General features: G+C 68.0%; 15 protein-coding genes. 9 read left to right on the top strand and 6 right to left on the bottom strand.

The features are described from left to right. Positions 1-12: 12 nt before the first annotated feature. Complete coding sequence (locus ACFXKN_RS21115; RefSeq protein WP_378944360.1) at positions 13-459, bottom strand: hypothetical protein; 447 nt, start codon at positions 457-459, stop codon at positions 13-15. Positions 460-573: 114 nt separating this feature from the next. Here ACFXKN_RS21115 and dapA point away from each other — a divergent pair, with 114 nt between their 5' ends. Both dapA and ACFXKN_RS21105 read left to right on the top strand, forming a co-directional pair. Beyond that, on the top strand, positions 574-1482 hold the full coding sequence (dapA, locus tag ACFXKN_RS21110; RefSeq protein ID WP_378944363.1) for a 4-hydroxy-tetrahydrodipicolinate synthase: 909 nt from the start codon (positions 574-576) through the stop codon (positions 1480-1482). Then, the gene (locus ACFXKN_RS21105) at positions 1479-3581 is read left to right on the top strand and encodes an RNase J family beta-CASP ribonuclease (RefSeq protein WP_379433650.1); all 2103 of its coding nucleotides are present in this window, start codon (positions 1479-1481) and stop codon (positions 3579-3581) included. Before dapA ends, ACFXKN_RS21105 begins: the two co-directional genes overlap by 4 nt. Positions 3582-3649: 68 nt before the next feature. Here the strand turns inward: ACFXKN_RS21105 and ACFXKN_RS21100 are convergent, their stop codons facing one another. After that, on the bottom strand, positions 3650-4204 hold the full coding sequence (locus ACFXKN_RS21100) for a hypothetical protein (RefSeq protein WP_378944375.1): 555 nt from the start codon (positions 4202-4204) through the stop codon (positions 3650-3652). Positions 4205-4239: 35 nt separating this feature from the next. Next, a complete protein-coding gene (locus ACFXKN_RS21095) occupies positions 4240-4623 on the bottom strand; it encodes a DUF4189 domain-containing protein (protein ID WP_378920280.1) in 384 nt (127 codons plus the stop codon). Positions 4624-4919: 296 nt separating this feature from the next. Between ACFXKN_RS21095 and ACFXKN_RS21090 the strand changes: the two genes are divergently transcribed. Next, entirely contained in the window at positions 4920-7472 is a 2553-nt protein-coding gene (locus tag ACFXKN_RS21090) for a DNA translocase FtsK (protein WP_379433649.1), read from the top strand. A 439-nt stretch (positions 7473-7911) separates the two neighbouring features. Next, on the top strand, positions 7912-8892 hold the full coding sequence (locus ACFXKN_RS21085) for a TerC family protein (protein ID WP_378944381.1): 981 nt from the start codon (positions 7912-7914) through the stop codon (positions 8890-8892). A 65-nt stretch (positions 8893-8957) separates the two neighbouring features. On the opposite strand, the gene ACFXKN_RS21080 is transcribed toward ACFXKN_RS21085, so the two are convergent. Together ACFXKN_RS21080 and ACFXKN_RS21075 are read right to left on the bottom strand one after the other, a co-directional pair. After that, positions 8958-9242, bottom strand: coding sequence for a YciI family protein (locus tag ACFXKN_RS21080; RefSeq protein WP_378944384.1), 285 nt, complete (start codon positions 9240-9242; stop codon positions 8958-8960). Positions 9243-9270: 28 nt separating this feature from the next. After that, positions 9271-9825: an amino-acid N-acetyltransferase gene (locus ACFXKN_RS21075; RefSeq protein WP_378944388.1), complete on the bottom strand. Its 555-nt coding sequence runs from the start codon at positions 9823-9825 to the stop codon at positions 9271-9273. 255 nt (positions 9826-10080) lie between these two features. On the opposite strand from ACFXKN_RS21075, the gene pgsA reads away from it, so the two are divergent. From pgsA to ACFXKN_RS21050, 5 genes are all read left to right on the top strand, one after another. Beyond that, a complete protein-coding gene (pgsA, locus tag ACFXKN_RS21070) occupies positions 10081-10716 on the top strand; it encodes a CDP-diacylglycerol--glycerol-3-phosphate 3-phosphatidyltransferase (RefSeq protein ID WP_379433648.1) in 636 nt (211 codons plus the stop codon). Then, on the top strand, positions 10713-11204 hold the full coding sequence (locus ACFXKN_RS21065; RefSeq protein WP_378944397.1) for a CinA family protein: 492 nt from the start codon (positions 10713-10715) through the stop codon (positions 11202-11204). Before pgsA ends, ACFXKN_RS21065 begins: the two co-directional genes overlap by 4 nt. A 91-nt stretch (positions 11205-11295) precedes the next feature. Beyond that, positions 11296-11748 (top strand): helix-turn-helix domain-containing protein, encoded by a 453-nt coding sequence (locus ACFXKN_RS21060; protein WP_379433647.1) that lies wholly within the window; start codon positions 11296-11298, stop codon positions 11746-11748. Between the two features lie 195 nt (positions 11749-11943). Next, positions 11944-12768 (top strand): phage shock protein PspA, encoded by an 825-nt coding sequence (gene pspA, locus ACFXKN_RS21055; protein ID WP_062988009.1) that lies wholly within the window; start codon positions 11944-11946, stop codon positions 12766-12768. Between the two features lie 105 nt (positions 12769-12873). Then, complete coding sequence (locus ACFXKN_RS21050) at positions 12874-13749, top strand: hypothetical protein (RefSeq protein ID WP_379433646.1); 876 nt, start codon at positions 12874-12876, stop codon at positions 13747-13749. A 59-nt stretch (positions 13750-13808) separates the two neighbouring features. On the opposite strand, the gene ACFXKN_RS21045 is transcribed toward ACFXKN_RS21050, so the two are convergent. Continuing rightward, positions 13809-15302 (bottom strand): carboxylesterase/lipase family protein, encoded by a 1494-nt coding sequence (locus ACFXKN_RS21045; protein ID WP_379433645.1) that lies wholly within the window; start codon positions 15300-15302, stop codon positions 13809-13811. Between the last annotated feature and the right edge of the window lie 12 nt (positions 15303-15314).

Here is a 15314-nt window from a genome sequence, read left to right as displayed (position 1 = left end):
CGTCGACTGTGCCTACCAGCCCTTGCCGCCGTATCCGCGCATCTGATCCTTCAACGCGCCGCTGACGGCACCGGAGAGCCAGGAGTTCAGCGACTGGCCGTTCTGCTGGGCCGCCTCCTCCGCGCGCGACTTGAGCTGCTCGACCAGACGCAGGGTCACCCGGCTGATGTCGCCGGTCATCTCCTCGAAAGTCTGCGGTTCCTCCGCCCCCGACGGCGTGTTCTTGCGCACGTCGGCCTTCGCCTCGGTGCCCTCCAGCCGGACGTGCACGGTGCGGTCACCGAGTTCGGAACTGATCTCGGCGGCCAGTTCCGACAGCGCCGAGAGCAGCACCAGCCGGCTCGAGCTCTCCACCGCCGTGGCGAGGGCGGCGGCGGTGGCCTGCGTTTTCTCGTCGCCGAGCGCGGCGGCGGCGATCAGTTCCTCGCGCAACCGCGCGGTATGAGCATTCAGATCCATGACATCAGTGTGACGTCACAAATGACATCACGCAAGGTGAAAAACAGCCACCGGCAGCCGCTTCGGGCGCTAGGGTGTCGAGGCACATCCGGCGACCGGGTAGCCTTTCTGACCATGACGAACGGTGAATCGACGACAACGGAGCTGCGCGCGTCCGGCACGGTGGGTGTCGCGATGGTGACCCCCTTCAGCGCTGCGGGCAAGCTCGACGTCGATGCCGGTGTCGCCCTGGCGGCACGCCTGGTCGACCGTGGGGTCGACCTGCTGATCATCTCGGGTACCACCGGCGAGTCGCCGACCACCAGCGAAACCGAGAAAGCAGACCTGCTGCGGGCGGTTGTCGACGGCGTCGGCGACCGGGCCACCGTGGTCGCCGGTGCGGGTACCTACGACACCGCGCATTCGATCGAACTGGCGCGTGCCGCGGAGAACGCGGGCGCGCACGGTTTGCTCGTCGTGACGCCGTATTACTCGCGGCCGACGCAGGAAGGCCTGATCGCGCACTTCACCGCGGTCGCCGACGCCACCGCCCTGCCGGTCACGCTCTACGACATTCCACCGAGGTCGGTGGTGCCTATCGCCATCGACACGATCCGGCGCCTTGCCGAGCATCCCAACATCGTCGCGGTGAAGGATGCCAAGGGCGATCTCGTCTCCGGAGCCGATCTCATCGCGACCACCGATCTGGATTTCTACTCCGGTGACGACGGACTGAATCTGCCCTGGCTCTCGGTCGGTGCGGTCGGATTCATCAGCGTCATCGGCCACCTCGTGCCGGAACGACTGCGCGAGATCCACCAGGCCTACACCACCGGTGACGTGGCCAGGGCGCGAGAGATCAACGCGACACTACTGCCGCTGTACGCGGCCATGACCCGCCTGGGAGGTGTGGCGATGTGTAAGGGAGGACTCCGATTGCTCGGCATCGACGTAGGTGAGCCCCGGTTGCCCCAGCTGATGCCGACGCAGGCTCAGCTGGCGGAACTGGCGTTGGATCTACAGGCCGCGGGGGTGTCGGCATGACCGAACCCGTAGCTCGTAAGCCCCGTCGCCGTTCGGCATCGCGCGCCGCCGGTGCGCCCGAGCCGACACCTGTGGAGAGTGTGCAGGCCGCGGCGAAAAAGGTCGTTCCGACCGAGGCCGCCCCGGCGGTGAAGGAACCGGCAATCGCCGAGCCGATCGCGCAGGTCGCCGCCGAGGCGAACCTGGCCGGTAACGCCGAAGCGGGTACCGACCTGCGCGGCGCCGCCGAGGAACGCGTCACCGCGAAGAAGACCGCGCCGCGCCGCGCCAGGACCAAGCCGGCCACCGAAGCCAAGGGCAAGCAGGCCGAGGCCAAGACCAAGCCCGCCGCCGAGCAGTCGCGCGGCGGCGGTCGTGGCAGGCAGGGTGGCGGTCGCGGTCGAGGTGCGGCACCGGTCGCCGAGCCGCGCGAGAAGGCCGCCCACGACAAGCTGGGCCCGCCGCCGAAGCTGGCGAAGAACGGTCTTCGCCTGTTCGCACTGGGCGGCATCGGCGAAATCGGCCGCAACATGACCGTGTTCGAATACGGCGGCAAGCTGCTGATCGTCGACTGCGGTGTGCTGTTCCCCGAGGACCAGCAGCCCGGCGTCGACCTGATCCTGCCGGACTTCGGGCCCATCGAGCACCGGATGGCCGACGTCGAGGCGATCGTGCTCACCCACGGCCACGAGGACCACATCGGTGCCGTGCCGTTCCTGCTGCGCCTGCGCCAGGACATCCCGGTGATCGGCGCCAAGTTCACCCTCGCCCTGGTGGCGGCGAAGGCTCGCGAGCACCGCTTGCAGCCCAAGCTGCGCGAGGTCGCCGAGGGTGAGACCACCGTGCACGGCCCGTTCGAGCTCGAGTACTTCGCGGTCAACCACTCGATTCCCGACGCGCTGGCCGTGGCCATCCGTACCGGTGCGGGCGTGGTCCTGCACACCGGTGACATCAAGCTCGACCAGCTACCCCTGGACGGCCGCCTCACCGACCTGGCCGGTTTCTCCCGCCTCGGCGACGAGGGCGTCGACCTGTTCCTGGTCGACTCCACCAACGCCGAGGTCCCCGGCTTCGTCACCCCCGAGCGCGAGATCGGTGGCGTGCTCGACAATGTCATCGGCAAGGCGACCAACCGCGTCATCGTCGCCTCGTTCGCGAGCCACGTGCACCGTATCCAGCAGGTGGTCGACGTCGCGCAGAAGTACAACCGCAAGGTCTGCTTCGTCGGTCGTTCGATGGTCCGCAACATGGAGATCGCGCAGGACCTCGGGTACCTGACGGTGCCCGACAATGTCGTGGTGACCCTCGATCAGGCCGCGAACCTGCCCGGCAACCGCCTGGTGCTGATCTCCACCGGTTCCCAGGGCGAGCCGCTGTCGGCGCTGTCGCGGATGGCGCGTGGCGAGCACCGGCAGATCAATATCCGCGCCGACGACCTGGTGGTGCTGGCGTCCTCGCTGATCCCGGGCAACGAGAACTCGGTATTCGCCGTGGTCAACGGCCTGGCCCGGCTCGGCGCGACCGTGATCACCCAGCAGAACGCGAAGGTGCACGTCTCCGGCCACGCCTCCGCGGGTGAGCTGCTGTACCTGTACAACGCGGTGCGCCCGACCAACGCCATGCCCGTGCACGGCGAATGGCGCCACCTGCGCGCCAACGCCGCACTGGCCGTGGCGACGGGTGTGCCCGAGGAGCGGGTCATGCTCGCCGAGGACGGCGTGGTGGTCGACCTGGTCGACGGCATCGCCTCCATCGTCGGTCGCGTGCCGGTCGGACACGTCTACGTCGACGGCCTCTCGGTCGGTGACGTCGGCGAGTCGACCCTGTCGGACCGCCTGGTCCTCGGCGAGGGTGGTTTCATCTCGATCACCATCGTCATCGACTCGACCACCGGCAAGGCGGTCAGCACGCCCGAGCTCAACGGGCGCGGCTTCTCCGACGACCGGACCGCGCTCGACGGCGCGAACGAACTGGTCGAGGCGGAGCTGCTGCGCCTGGCCGGTGAGGGCATCACCGACACTCATCGCATCGCCCAGGGCGTGCGCCGGGTGGTGGGTCGCTGGGTCGCCGACGTCTACCGTCGTCGTCCGATGATCGTGCCGACGGTCGTCGCCGTCTGATCGACTGATAACGGAGAACCGCTGGGCGACTCAGTCGCCCAGCGGTTTTCTTGTATGTCCGCCGGTTCTCAGGCCTGGCAGGCCGCGGAGTCGAGCTGGGCCGACTTCACGATATTGCAGGCGAACACGTGCGAGACCTTCCAGGAATCGTCCTCGGCGACGAAGTCGACGAAGGCGTCCTTGACGGGGGTGCCGTCGATGGTGACATCGGCGTTCGCCTTGAGCTTGCCGTCGGCGGGTTCACCGACGGTGGTGATGGCGACCTTCACGTTGTTCTGCTTGGCCGCCTCGACGAACTTGTCGACCAGCATCGGATCCTGGTCGGCGTCCTCGATGTAGGTCTTCTTCTCGTCGCTGGTGAGCTGACCGGCCAGGGCCTTGTTCAACCGGGCATTCAGGTCGGCGGCGGTGGGCTTGGGCAGGTTGGGCACGGTGGTGGCCGCGGGCTCGCCACCCTCTTCCTTGCCCGACTTGGCGTCGCCCGATTCGAAGGCGCCGCCCTGGCTGGTCGTCGTGCCCGCGCTCTTGCTGGTCGAGTCCGCGTCGGAACTGCACGCGCTGAGGCCGAGCGCCGCGACGATCGCGACGAGGACGGCAGCGGTTTTCACTGGACGGTTGTTCACTACAACTCCCATGATCATGGTCGAAACGGGTCGGGCTAGAGCTGGTAGCCGCTGGTGCAGTTCCAGTGCTTGATGTAGGCGTTGCCCGGATTGTTGTTCAGCGCTTCGCGTTTGGCGCCGCCGATCGTCGACGCGGAGCCGTAGCTCCACCACCCGCGCGAGATCGCGATGGCGCCACAGCCGTTGCGGTAGGACACCTTCACATCGCAGCCACCACCGCCACCGCCGCGTCGGCAGGCCGCCATGGCACCGGCCTCGGCATCGGCGTAGCTGCCGTAATCGGTTGCGTATCCGTAAACCCCCGGTTTGACCGACACCGCGATGGCGCCGTAATTGCCCGACTGCGCCTGGGCCGGTGCGATGTGCCCCGCGAAAATCGCGACTGCGGTGGCACCCAGCACGGCCGCGCTGGTGAGCATTCTCTTCACTTGTAGCGTCCCCTTCATATGCACGGGTCGACGACCCGATAGAGCGCTGTCAAAGTACCGAGCAGGCCGCTGCTCGCGCCAGCGTTGCGAGCCCAGAACGGCCGAAATAGAGGATTTCGGCAAGGATTCGATAAGTTCGGGCCCGCGAAACGCGGTTCCGGGCGAGATTTCCCCGCGCTGACCGGGGCGCCGCGACCTGCGCATCCGGGTCCGATCGCCCCCGTCAGCGGGGTGGGACCAGTGTTGCGGATGGTCTCGGAGGTGTTGGAGCGGCTAGCCTGATGGTCATGGCAGGTAAGTCCCGCAGCACCACGACCTCTCGTGCGCGGGCGGGATCGACCAGGGGGCAGACGCCGGCGGCGCGGGCTCGTACGGCGACCCCGCGAGCGACGGCGGCTCCACGTGGGCGCACCACGCCCGTGCGCAGGCCGGTCAAACGCGCTTCCAACACCGCACCCCTGTCCGTGATCGGCCGCGGCATCGGGAGCAGTTGGACCATGCTCGCGCGTGGCCTCGGCGCCACCACTCGCACGCTGAGCCGGGCAGGCGACCTCGACCACGGGCACCGGCGCGACGGAATCGGGTTGGCGCTCATCGCGTTGAGCGCGATCATCGCCGCCGCGATGTGGCTCTCGGCGGGCGGACCGGTCGGCCGTTTCCTCGAAGACGTCGTGCGCGCGATTGCCGGTTCCGCGGCCGCGCCGGCGCCGATTCTGCTGGTCGCGCTCGCGGTGGTACTGATGCGCACCGAACCGCATCCGGAGATCCGGCCGCGGCTGGTCCTCGGTGGGCTGCTCGTGGTGCTCCCCACGCTCGGGGTGTGGCATCTGGCGGCCGGGTCCCCGACCGACGCGGACGGCCGCGCCACGGCGGCGGGCGCGTTGGGATACGCGATCGGCGGACCGCTCGGCCAGGGCCTCACACCCTGGCTCGCACTGCCGATCCTGTTGCTGGCCATGATGTTCGGCGTGCTGCTGCTCACCGGGACCACGGTGCGCGAGGTGCCGGCCAAGCTGCGTGAGTACTTCGGTCTCGGCGAGTACGCCGACGACAGTGACCCTTATGATCCGGCGAATTACGACGCCGACGGATTCCCGGTGCACCGCAACCGAACCCGTCGCCGTGGCCGCAACCCCGACGACAACTACCCGCCCGACGAATTCGGCGGTTCCGACGCGGTCACCGAGTCGCTCGGCGAACCGCCGCTGCGCGATGCCAAGCCGATCGAGGAACCACCCGCACCGGCCCCCGCACCGAAACCGGCGCGTAAGCGGCCTGCGGTCAAGCCGGTCGACCAGACCCCGCTGCCGCTACCGGAGCCGGAGTTCGTCACCGACCGTGTCGTCGACGGCGACTACACGCTGCCCCCGCTGACCCTGCTGCTCGACGGCGATCCACCCAAGAAGCGCTCCGCGGCCAACGAATCGATGATCGAGGCGATCACCGAGGTGCTGGTGCAGTTCAAGATCGACGCCGCGGTCACCGGCTTCGTGCGCGGCCCGACCGTGACCCGCTACGAGGTGGAACTCGGTCCCGGCGTCAAGGTCGAGAAGATCACCGCGCTGGCCCGCAACCTCGCCTATGCGGTCGCCACCGAGAACGTGCGCCTGCTCGCGCCCATCCCCGGCAAGTCGGCCGTTGGCATCGAAGTGCCCAATGCCGACCGTGAATTGGTGCGCCTGGCCGACGTCCTGAAGTCGCCGCACACCCGCAACGACCACCATCCGCTGGTGATCGGCCTCGGCAAGAACATCGAGGGTGAATTCGTCTCGGCGAACCTGGCCAAGATGCCGCACCTGCTGGTGGCCGGTTCCACCGGTTCGGGTAAGTCGAGTTTCGTGAACTCGATGCTGATCTCGCTGCTGCACCGGGCCACCCCGGAGGAGGTCAGGATGATCCTGATCGACCCGAAGATGGTGGAGCTCACGCCGTACGAGGGCATTCCGCACCTGATCACGCCCATCATCACCCAGCCGAAGAAGGCCGCGGCCGCGCTGGCCTGGCTGGTCGAGGAGATGGAACAGCGCTACCAGGACATGCAGGCCAACAAGGTTCGCCACATCGACGACTTCAACAAGAACGTGCGATCGGGCAAGATCACCGCCCCGCTCGGCAGCGAACGCGTCTACCGGCCCTACCCGTACATCCTGGCCATCGTCGACGAGCTCGCCGACCTGATGATGACCGCACCGCGCGATGTCGAGGACGCGATCGTGCGGATCACCCAGAAGGCACGCGCCGCCGGTATCCACCTGGTGCTGGCCACCCAGCGCCCCTCGGTGGACGTGGTGACCGGTCTGATCAAGACCAATGTGCCCTCGCGGCTGGCGTTCGCCACCTCCTCGCTCACCGACTCGCGCGTCATCCTGGATCAGCCGGGCGCGGAGAAACTGATCGGTATGGGCGATGGACTGTTCCTGCCGATGGGCCAGGGCAAGCCGACCCGTCTCCAAGGCGCCTTCATCTCCGACGAGGAGATCCAGGCCGTCGTCGAGTTCAGCAAGACCCAGGCCGAACCCGAATACCAGGAGGGCGTCACCGCGGCCAAGGCCGGCGAGGTCAAGGACGTCGACCCCGATATCGGTGACGACATGGACGTGCTGCTGCAGGCTGTGGAGCTGGTGGTCACCTCGCAGTTCGGTTCGACCTCGATGTTGCAGCGCAAGCTGCGGGTCGGCTTCGCCAAGGCGGGCCGGTTGATGGACTTGATGGAGACACGCGGTGTGGTGGGTCCCAGTGAGGGCTCCAAGGCGCGCGACGTGCTGATCAAGCCCGATGAGCTCGACGGTCTGCTGTGGTCGATTCGTGGCGGCGATCCGGGCGCGTCCGAGGACGAGTAACGCCGTTCCCGGTTTGCTCTGACCGTGCCGGAAGCAGGCGGCGACGAACGAGGAGGGACCTGGCACGGCTCATGGTCGCCGAGAGATGCCCGGACACGGAGTCGGGCGGCAATCGCCTGATCAGGCGGTGAAGCGGGCGCGCGCGAGGCGGGTACCCGACATCAGAACACCGGGGCAGAGCCGGTGCTTCGCGGTTCGGCGCTGTCGCTGCGCGGTGGTTTCGTACACGGCTCGCTCCTCTCGGGTCTGTATCGTCGGTCGTTGATGCGGTGACGGTAGCAGCGGTCGTGAATCGGGCGAAAGGGCTTTTCCGCCTGCGCGGCGGTGGGCCGGGCCGCCGATGTGTGTGAAATCATGGCGGGCAATCGTTCCGCAAGCCAACTGAAACGGACAATTCGGGCATGATGGGCGACATGAACTTCATCGATCGGACCACCACATGCAGGTGACCACGCTCGAGTGGGTGATCACCGGACTGGTGATCCTCGGCCTGTTCGTCTTCGACTTCTACGCCCACGTGCGCACCCCGCACGAGCCGACCTTCAAGGAATCGGGCATCTGGTCGGCCGTCTACATCAGCTTGGCGCTGCTGTTCGGCCTGTTCGTCGCCTGGAAATGGGGCGGCACGTTCTCGGGGGAGTACTACGCGGGCTTCGTCACCGAGAAAGCGCTCTCGGTCGACAACCTCTTCATCTTCCTCATCATCATGAGTACCTTCGCCGTGCCGCGGATCTACCAGCAGAAGGTGCTGCTGATCGGCATCGTGCTGGCGCTGGCGATGCGCGGTGTGTTCATCGCGGTCGGCGCGGCAGCGATCAGCGCCTACAGCTGGGTGTTCTACCTGTTCGGCGCGTTCTTGATCTACACCGCGATCAACCTGCTGCGCGAGAGCGGGCACGAGGTCGAACACGAGAAGAAACGCGATAGCTACATCGTCTCGCTGGCCAAGCGGGTGCTGCCGACCACCGACGAGTACGACGGTGACAAGCTCGTCACCCGGATCAACGGCAAACGCGTGGTGACCCCGCTGCTGCTCGCGCTGCTGGCCATCGGTTTCGCCGACCTGCTCTTCGCGCTCGACTCGATTCCGGCCATCTACGGTCTCACCGAGGAGCCGTACCTGGTGTTCACCGCCAACGCCTTCGCGTTGATGGGTCTGCGCCAGCTGTACTTCCTCATCGGCGGACTGCTCGACCGCCTGGTGTACCTGTCCTACGGTCTGGCGGCGATCCTGGCGTTCATCGGCGTCAAGCTGGTGTTGCACGCGCTGCACGAGAACACGCTGGGGTTCATCAACGGTGGTGAGCACGTGAGCGTGCCGGAGATCTCCACGGCGTTCTCGCTGAGCGTGATCATCGGCATTCTGGTCATCGCGACGGTGGCGAGCCTGCTGCGCACCCGTAACACCAACAAAGCCTGACACCACCGCGGACGACGCTGCCCGGAACCCCAAGGGGTTCCGGGCAGCTCTGTCTCCGGGCCGCGCTACTCGGCGAAGGCGCCCATCACCGGCAACCACTCGACGACGCGGACGGCGTCGATCAGGTCCAGCTTGTCGAACGGGTCGTTGCCCAGCAGCTCGGTCAGCGAGGGCGCGTCGTCGGCGCGGAACAGCAGCAGTGCGCCCGAACCGTCGGGGTAGGGACCGCTACTGAGCACCGTGCCCGCGTCGACGAGCGCGTTCAGCCAGCCGCGGTGCTCGGGCCGGTTGGTCGCGCGGTCGGCCGCGGTGGACTCGGAGTAGGTGTAGTGGACAGCGAAGATCGGCACAGTCGATCACTTTCTGGCGATGGAGTTTCTACAGGGTCAGCAGCATGCGGGTGTTGCCGAGGGTGTTCGGCTTGACGAAGCTGAGGTCGAGGAATTCGGCGACACCGGTGTCGTAGGAACGGCACATCTCCGCGTACACCTCGGCGGTGACGGGCGTGCCGTCGATCTCGACGAACCCGTGCCTGCCGAAGAAATCCACCTCGAAGGTCAGCACGAACAGGCGCTGCAACTGCAGTTCGCGGGCGACCGCGACCAGATGCTCGACCACGGCGCCGCCGACTCCGCGGCCCTTGACGACGGGATCCACCGCGACAGTGCGTACTTCGCCCAGATCGGCCCACAACACGTGCAACGCGCCGCAGCCGACGACCTGTCCGTCCAGCTCGGCGACCCAGAACTCCTGCACCGATTCGTACAGGGTGACCAGGTTCTTCTCCAGCAGGATGCGGCCGGCGTACTCGTCGACCAGGCGCTTGATCTCGGGGACATCGGAGGTTCGCGCTCGTCGCACGACCACGCCGGAAACAGGCGCCACAGTGGGCGCGTCGCTGGTCGGACTACTCGAGGGTCCCCGTGAGGTCATGGGTGCACAGTAGTCGGCCGGGTTACCGATAGTCTGAACATGTGCCGCACATCCTGTCGTTCCGCTCCTCGCATCGCGCCGGGCTCGACGACCGGATCGCGTGGCACCGATCGTGCGGGCAAACAGCTCGCGAAACCGTTGGATTTCGGCGCAGTGCCGGTGAGTGCCGAGAGGGCAGCGCATGAACGGTCAGCGCCTGGAGGCGGTAGCTTGCGTGGCCACGGAAGGCGCCCGGTCATGCCAAGAGGACAGGGCATGAGCGTGCGACCCGAAGAGATCGATCGTGGGTTGAGTGCGGCGGCACCGACGCACCCAGGGCCGGAGGCCCACGTTCCCCTGCTCAATATCGCCAATGTGCTGACAATCGCGCGCATCGTGCTGGTGCCGCTGTTCGTGCTGGCACTGTTCGCCGAGAGCGGGCACGACACTCGCTGGCGGGTCATCGCCGCGGCGGTGTTCGGCGTGGCCGCGATCACCGATCGCTTCGATGGGCAACTGGCCCGCAAATACGGGTTGGTCACCGATTTCGGGAAGCTCGCCGACCCCATCGCGGACAAGGCGCTGATCGGAGCGGCGCTGATCGGGCTGTCGGTACTCGGCGATCTGCCGTGGTGGATCACCGTGGTCATCTGCGGCCGCGAAATCGGCATCACGCTGCTGCGGCTGGTGGTCGTGCGGCGCGGGGTGATCCCGGCGGGGCGTGGCGGCAAGCTGAAGACGCTGGTGCAATCCGTGGCGATCGCGCTGCTGGTGCTGCCGCTCTCGGGTGTCTTCGCCACCGCGGGCATGTGGCTGATGTACCTGGCCGTGGCGCTGACGGTGGTCACCGGACTGGATTACGTGGGGCAGGCGGCCAGAGTGTGGCTGGCGGGTGGACGGTCGCGCTCGTGAGCGATCCGCTCGTCGACGGTGCGCCGGTCGCCGAACTGGTCAGTGCCCTGAACGCGGCGGGTCAGACCGTGGCCACGGCCGAATCGCTCACCGCCGGTCTGCTGGCTGCCACGGTGGCGGGGGTTCCCGGTGCGAGCGCGGTCCTGCGGGGCGGTGTGATCGTCTACGCCACCGACCTCAAGAGCCGTCTGGCCTGCGTCGACGACGCCCTCCTTCGCGCCGACGGGCCGGTGGCCGCCTCGACCGCCGAACAGCTCGCCGTGGGGGCACGGGAGCAGTGCCGCGCGGACTGGGGTGTCGGATTGACCGGGGTCGCCGGACCCGATTCCCAGGACGGGCATCCCGTCGGCACGGTATACCTCGGGTTGGCCGGTCCACGTCACAGCGAAGTGGTCCGGTTGAAACTGCACGGTGACCGGTGGACGATCAGACTCGGTGCGGTGCACAGTGCGGTGCGGGAGTTGCTGCGCTGTGTCAGTGTGAAGTAGCCAGGTTCGGGAACCACCGGTCCATGCTCGACGTTGTGCCAGAAAGAGGTGAGCACCGCTACGGCGGTGACACGAGGTGGAGGAGAACGAGATGACGCTGCTGCGGGAGGCAATCGGGGACAGTCTGCGGCGTGCGCGTCTCGCCCAGCATCGAACGCTGCGCGAGGTGTCGACCTCGGCGCGCGTGAGCCTCGGCTATCTGTCGGAAGTGGAGCGCGGCCGCAAGGAAGCCTCCAGTGAACTGCTCGCCAGCATCTGCGAGGCACTCGACCTGCCGCTCTCGCGCGTGCTGTGGGATGTGAGCACCCTGATGGCGGGCGCCGACGGCTCCGCGCCGCGCGAACCCGCGCTGACCGGCCCCGCCGCCGAGCGCGAGCCGACCGAAGCCGAGCCTGCCACTGTGCCCGAACCCGCCGCGGGCGAGGCATCCGCCTCCGCGAGCGCGGCGGCCGAGCAGGGCGCGCGCATCGGCATCGCCGAAGACACCCGCATCGTCATCCCGGCCCCGAGGGCCGAGATGCTGGTACTGGTGAAGGGAATGTGACGCGGCGAACCCTGCGCCCGGCGCGCGAGACGCTGCACACCGCTGGTGAGAACGGATAGATTCTCATCAGGCGTCGATCGGTCCGGTCATTCCGGTTCGGGTGCCGCATGGTGAAGGATAAGCACGTATCTGGTGCGTGACGGTCGCGTACCACCAGTCGCACGAGCGACGCACAGATGGAGGCGGGATCAATCGATGGCTAATCCGTTCGTGAAGGCCTGGAAGTACATGATGGCCCTCTTCGACTCCAAGATCGAAGAGCATGCGGATCCGAAGGTCCAGATTCAGCAGGCTATCGAGGAGGCGCAGCGTCAGCATCAGGCGCTGTCGCAGCAGGCGGCGTCGGTGATCGGTAACCAGCGTCAGCTGGAGATGAAGCTGAACCGCCAGCTCGACGAGGTCGAGAAGCTCAACGCCAACGCCCGTCAGGCCGTCACCCTGGCCGATCAGGCGCAGGCGGCGGGCGACACCGAGAAGGCGATCCAGTACACCAACGCCGCCGAGGCGTTCGCCGCCCAGCTGGTCACCGCCGAGCAGTCGGTGGAAGACCTCAAGGTGTTGCACGATCAGTCCCTGCAGGCCGCCGCACAGGCCAAGAAGGCGGTCGAGCAGAACGCGATGATGTTGCAGCAGAAGGTCGCCGAGCGCACCAAGCTGCTCAGCCAGCTCGAGCAGGCCAAGATGCAGGAGCAGGTCTCGGCTTCGCTGCAGCAGATGGACTCCACCCTGTCCGCGCCGGGCTCCACGCCCAGCCTGGACGCCGTGCGCGACAAGATCGAGCGCCGCTACGCCAACGCGCTCGGTTCGGCCGAGCTGGCGCAGAACACGGTGCAGGGTCGCATGATGGAGGTGCAGCAGGCCAGCGTCCAGATGGCCGGGCACAGCAAGCTCGAGCAGATCCGCGCCTCCATGCGTGGTGACGCGTTGCCCACGGGCAACACCAACGCGGCGATCGACCCGGCGCAGCCCCAGGCCGCACCGGCGCCGAATATCAACAAGGGCCAAGCGGCTCAGCAGTAAGCAGTACGTGGAGTCCGGCGAGGGCGCGGAAACCCGGCGGTAACGCCCGGTGGCCGCGCCATCAACGGTTTCCGCGACGACCGGCACCCGGGGGAAGGACAGGCGATGAGCGGGAAAATGCGGCGCGAACGTGCCGAGATCGTGGATCCGGCGGCGCTCGCGCAGGCCGCGATGGCAGGCTCGGTGCCCGCGACCCTGCGCGGGGTCGGTGAGCAGGCCATGGTCGCGGTGCGGCGCTGGGCCGACCCGCGCGAACGTGAGTTGCGCCGTCGGCGCCGGGTGCGCAGGCGCAGTTTCCAGCTGGGCACCGTTTCCGGCATCACCACGGTCGGCGCGGTCGGGCTTGCGGTGATCTCGGCGCCGGCCTGGGCGGTCGTGGTGATCGGTGGTGGCGCCGTCGCCTTCGTCACCGGAACCGCGCTCACCGCCCGCCGCTATCTGGAATTGCGCGGCAAACCCCTGCCCCAGGCGGCGTTCGTCGCCCGCAAATCGCCCGGCCTGCGATCGGCCGCGCGCGCTCCCATCCAGCGCCTGATCCGCGCCGAACGGGCGCTCTACGACCTCGGTGCCCAGATCGCGCGCACCCGCCGTCTCCCCGAGGACGAACTACGCGACCTGCTCGAGACGGCCCGCTCCGGTGCGGCCGCCCTGCACGCGCTCGCCGCCGACGTGGTCGCGATGGAACAGGCCGCCGATACCGTCGGCCGCGCCAATCCCGACACCGTGGCAGCGCTGAAGACCACCGTCGCCGGCGTACTCACCCGTCTGGACACCGGCGTGGTCGAATACGAACAACTGGTCGCCGCCGCGGCCCGCATCCTCGCGGTCCCCGAGGACTCGGTCCTGGCCTACCAGTTCAACGGCATCGTCGCCGACCTGCGCGAAGCCGCCGACCGCCTCGACGGCTGGGCCCAGGCCCTCACCGAAATGGCCGACCACGGCACCGACTTGTTCGCCGGTGGAACGGATTCCGCCCGCTAGCACCCTCGGGTCCAGCTCGGTCGGCACGCCGGTCCTGGACGCGGCGTGCCGACCGGAGGTCAGGCAGGGGTCACGGCCTCGCGCAGGGCCGCGAGTTCCCCGGCGCGGGGGTCGGTGACGGTGGCGGACTCGGGGGTGTCGAAGATGCGGACGTTCTTCTCGTCGGCGGTGAACGGTGCCCAGCCGGTGGTGCCGTCGGTGGCGAAAGACACCCAGGCGGCGTGGATTTCGTCGGCCAGGGACTGCGGTGGGGTGGGGCCGGTGAGGGAGTGGGCGTCGTCGATGGTGTCGAAGACGAAGGGGACTTCCAGGACGTGGCAGGCGCCGAGGCCGGGAAGGGCTGTGGGCCAAGCGAATTCGTAGACGTTGGTGGGGGCGGTTGTCGCGTTGGCTTCGGCGAAATCGTAGGTGCCCGCGCGGAAGCTCATATCGGTGAGGATGGCGTTGAAGATCTCGGCGGGGGTGGCGTCGGGGCGCTCGGTCGAATAGGTCTGGGCGACCGCGGGATCGATGCCGTAGCGGGTGAGGACGAAGGGGAGAGTGTCGGTGGTGATGGCGGCGGCGAGGCCGGCGGGGACGGTGAAGAAGCGGAACTCGTCGGCGGTAGTGCCCGCGATGAGGGGGACCGCGCGGTTCGGATGCGCGCGCAGGACCTCGGTCGGTGGGCCTTCGACGATGTCGTTGTCGGTCACCGGGAACAGGCTCATGATGCCGCCGCCCAACTGGATCACCGATCGGCCCCACCGCTCGGGGTCGGGATCGGTCATCACGGCCAGCGCGACGGCGTTCTGTGCGGCGCGCAGTTCGTCCGGGCCGAGTTTTCCGAAATCTTCTGCGGTAGGCGAGATTCCGAGCTCCGCGGCCAGCGCGGCGGAAACCTTGCGCGCGTCCTCGGGATCGGCGGCGACCGCACCGTTGCCGCTCTGCATGATCGCCCGGCGGAACAGCCCGGCGGTCTGCGGGGCGGCGATCAAGGCCGCCACGCTCATCGCGCCCGCGGACTCACCGAAGATCGTCACATTGTCCGGGTCGCCACCGAAGGCGGCGATGTTCTCGCGCACCCAGCGCAACGCGAAGATCTGGTCGTGCAGACCGCGATTCGACGGTGCGCCGGCGATCTCGGCGAATCCCGACACGCCGAGGCGGTAGTTGATCCCCACCATGACCACACCGTCGCGCGCGAACGCGGTCCCGTCGTAGATCGCCCGCGCGTTGGACCCGCGGACGAACGCGCCACCGTGAATCCAGACCAGCACCGGCAGCCCCGAAGCGGCGGTGTCGGGCGTCCACACATTCGCGTTGAGGTACTCGTCGCCGGGAATACCGTCGCTGCCGAGCAGGGCGTGGATCGGTGCGGGATACGGCGACTGCGCGCAGGTGGCGCCCATCTGGGTCGCGTCACGTACCCCGTCCCAGGCGGGCGCGGGCTCGGGCAGCTGGAATCGTTTCGGCCCGACCGGTGCCGCCGCGAACGGCACGCCGAGGAAGCGGGTTACGCCGGCCTCGGTGTGGCCGCGGACCGCGCCGCTCGTGATCGTGACGATGGGTTCCATAGAAGTCCTCCT

Origin of the sequence: Nocardia sp. NPDC059195 (genome assembly GCF_042754695.1) — a bacterium.
Lineage (GTDB): Bacteria > Actinomycetota > Actinomycetes > Mycobacteriales > Mycobacteriaceae > Nocardia.
This window is presented reverse-complemented; position numbering and strand designations above follow the sequence as displayed.

Bases quoted from the DNA above. Each gene is read 5' to 3' on its own strand.
- ACFXKN_RS21115 (WP_378944360.1), bottom strand. From the start codon at position 459: ATGGATCTGAATGCTCATACCGCGCGGTTGCGCGAGGAACTGATCGCC.
- dapA (WP_378944363.1), top strand. From the start codon at position 574: ATGACGAACGGTGAATCGACGACAACGGAGCTGCGCGCGTCCGGCACG.
- ACFXKN_RS21105 (WP_379433650.1), top strand. From the start codon at position 1,479: ATGACCGAACCCGTAGCTCGTAAGCCCCGTCGCCGTTCGGCATCGCGC.
- ACFXKN_RS21095 (WP_378920280.1), bottom strand. From the start codon at position 4,623: ATGCTCACCAGCGCGGCCGTGCTGGGTGCCACCGCAGTCGCGATTTTC.
- ACFXKN_RS21090 (WP_379433649.1), top strand. From the start codon at position 4,920: ATGGCAGGTAAGTCCCGCAGCACCACGACCTCTCGTGCGCGGGCGGGA.
- ACFXKN_RS21085 (WP_378944381.1), top strand. From the start codon at position 7,912: ATGCAGGTGACCACGCTCGAGTGGGTGATCACCGGACTGGTGATCCTC.
- ACFXKN_RS21075 (WP_378944388.1), bottom strand. From the start codon at position 9,825: ATGACCTCACGGGGACCCTCGAGTAGTCCGACCAGCGACGCGCCCACT.
- pgsA (WP_379433648.1), top strand. From the start codon at position 10,081: ATGAGCGTGCGACCCGAAGAGATCGATCGTGGGTTGAGTGCGGCGGCA.
- ACFXKN_RS21060 (WP_379433647.1), top strand. From the start codon at position 11,296: ATGACGCTGCTGCGGGAGGCAATCGGGGACAGTCTGCGGCGTGCGCGT.
- pspA (WP_062988009.1), top strand. From the start codon at position 11,944: ATGGCTAATCCGTTCGTGAAGGCCTGGAAGTACATGATGGCCCTCTTC.
- ACFXKN_RS21050 (WP_379433646.1), top strand. From the start codon at position 12,874: ATGAGCGGGAAAATGCGGCGCGAACGTGCCGAGATCGTGGATCCGGCG.
- ACFXKN_RS21045 (WP_379433645.1), bottom strand. From the start codon at position 15,302: ATGGAACCCATCGTCACGATCACGAGCGGCGCGGTCCGCGGCCACACC.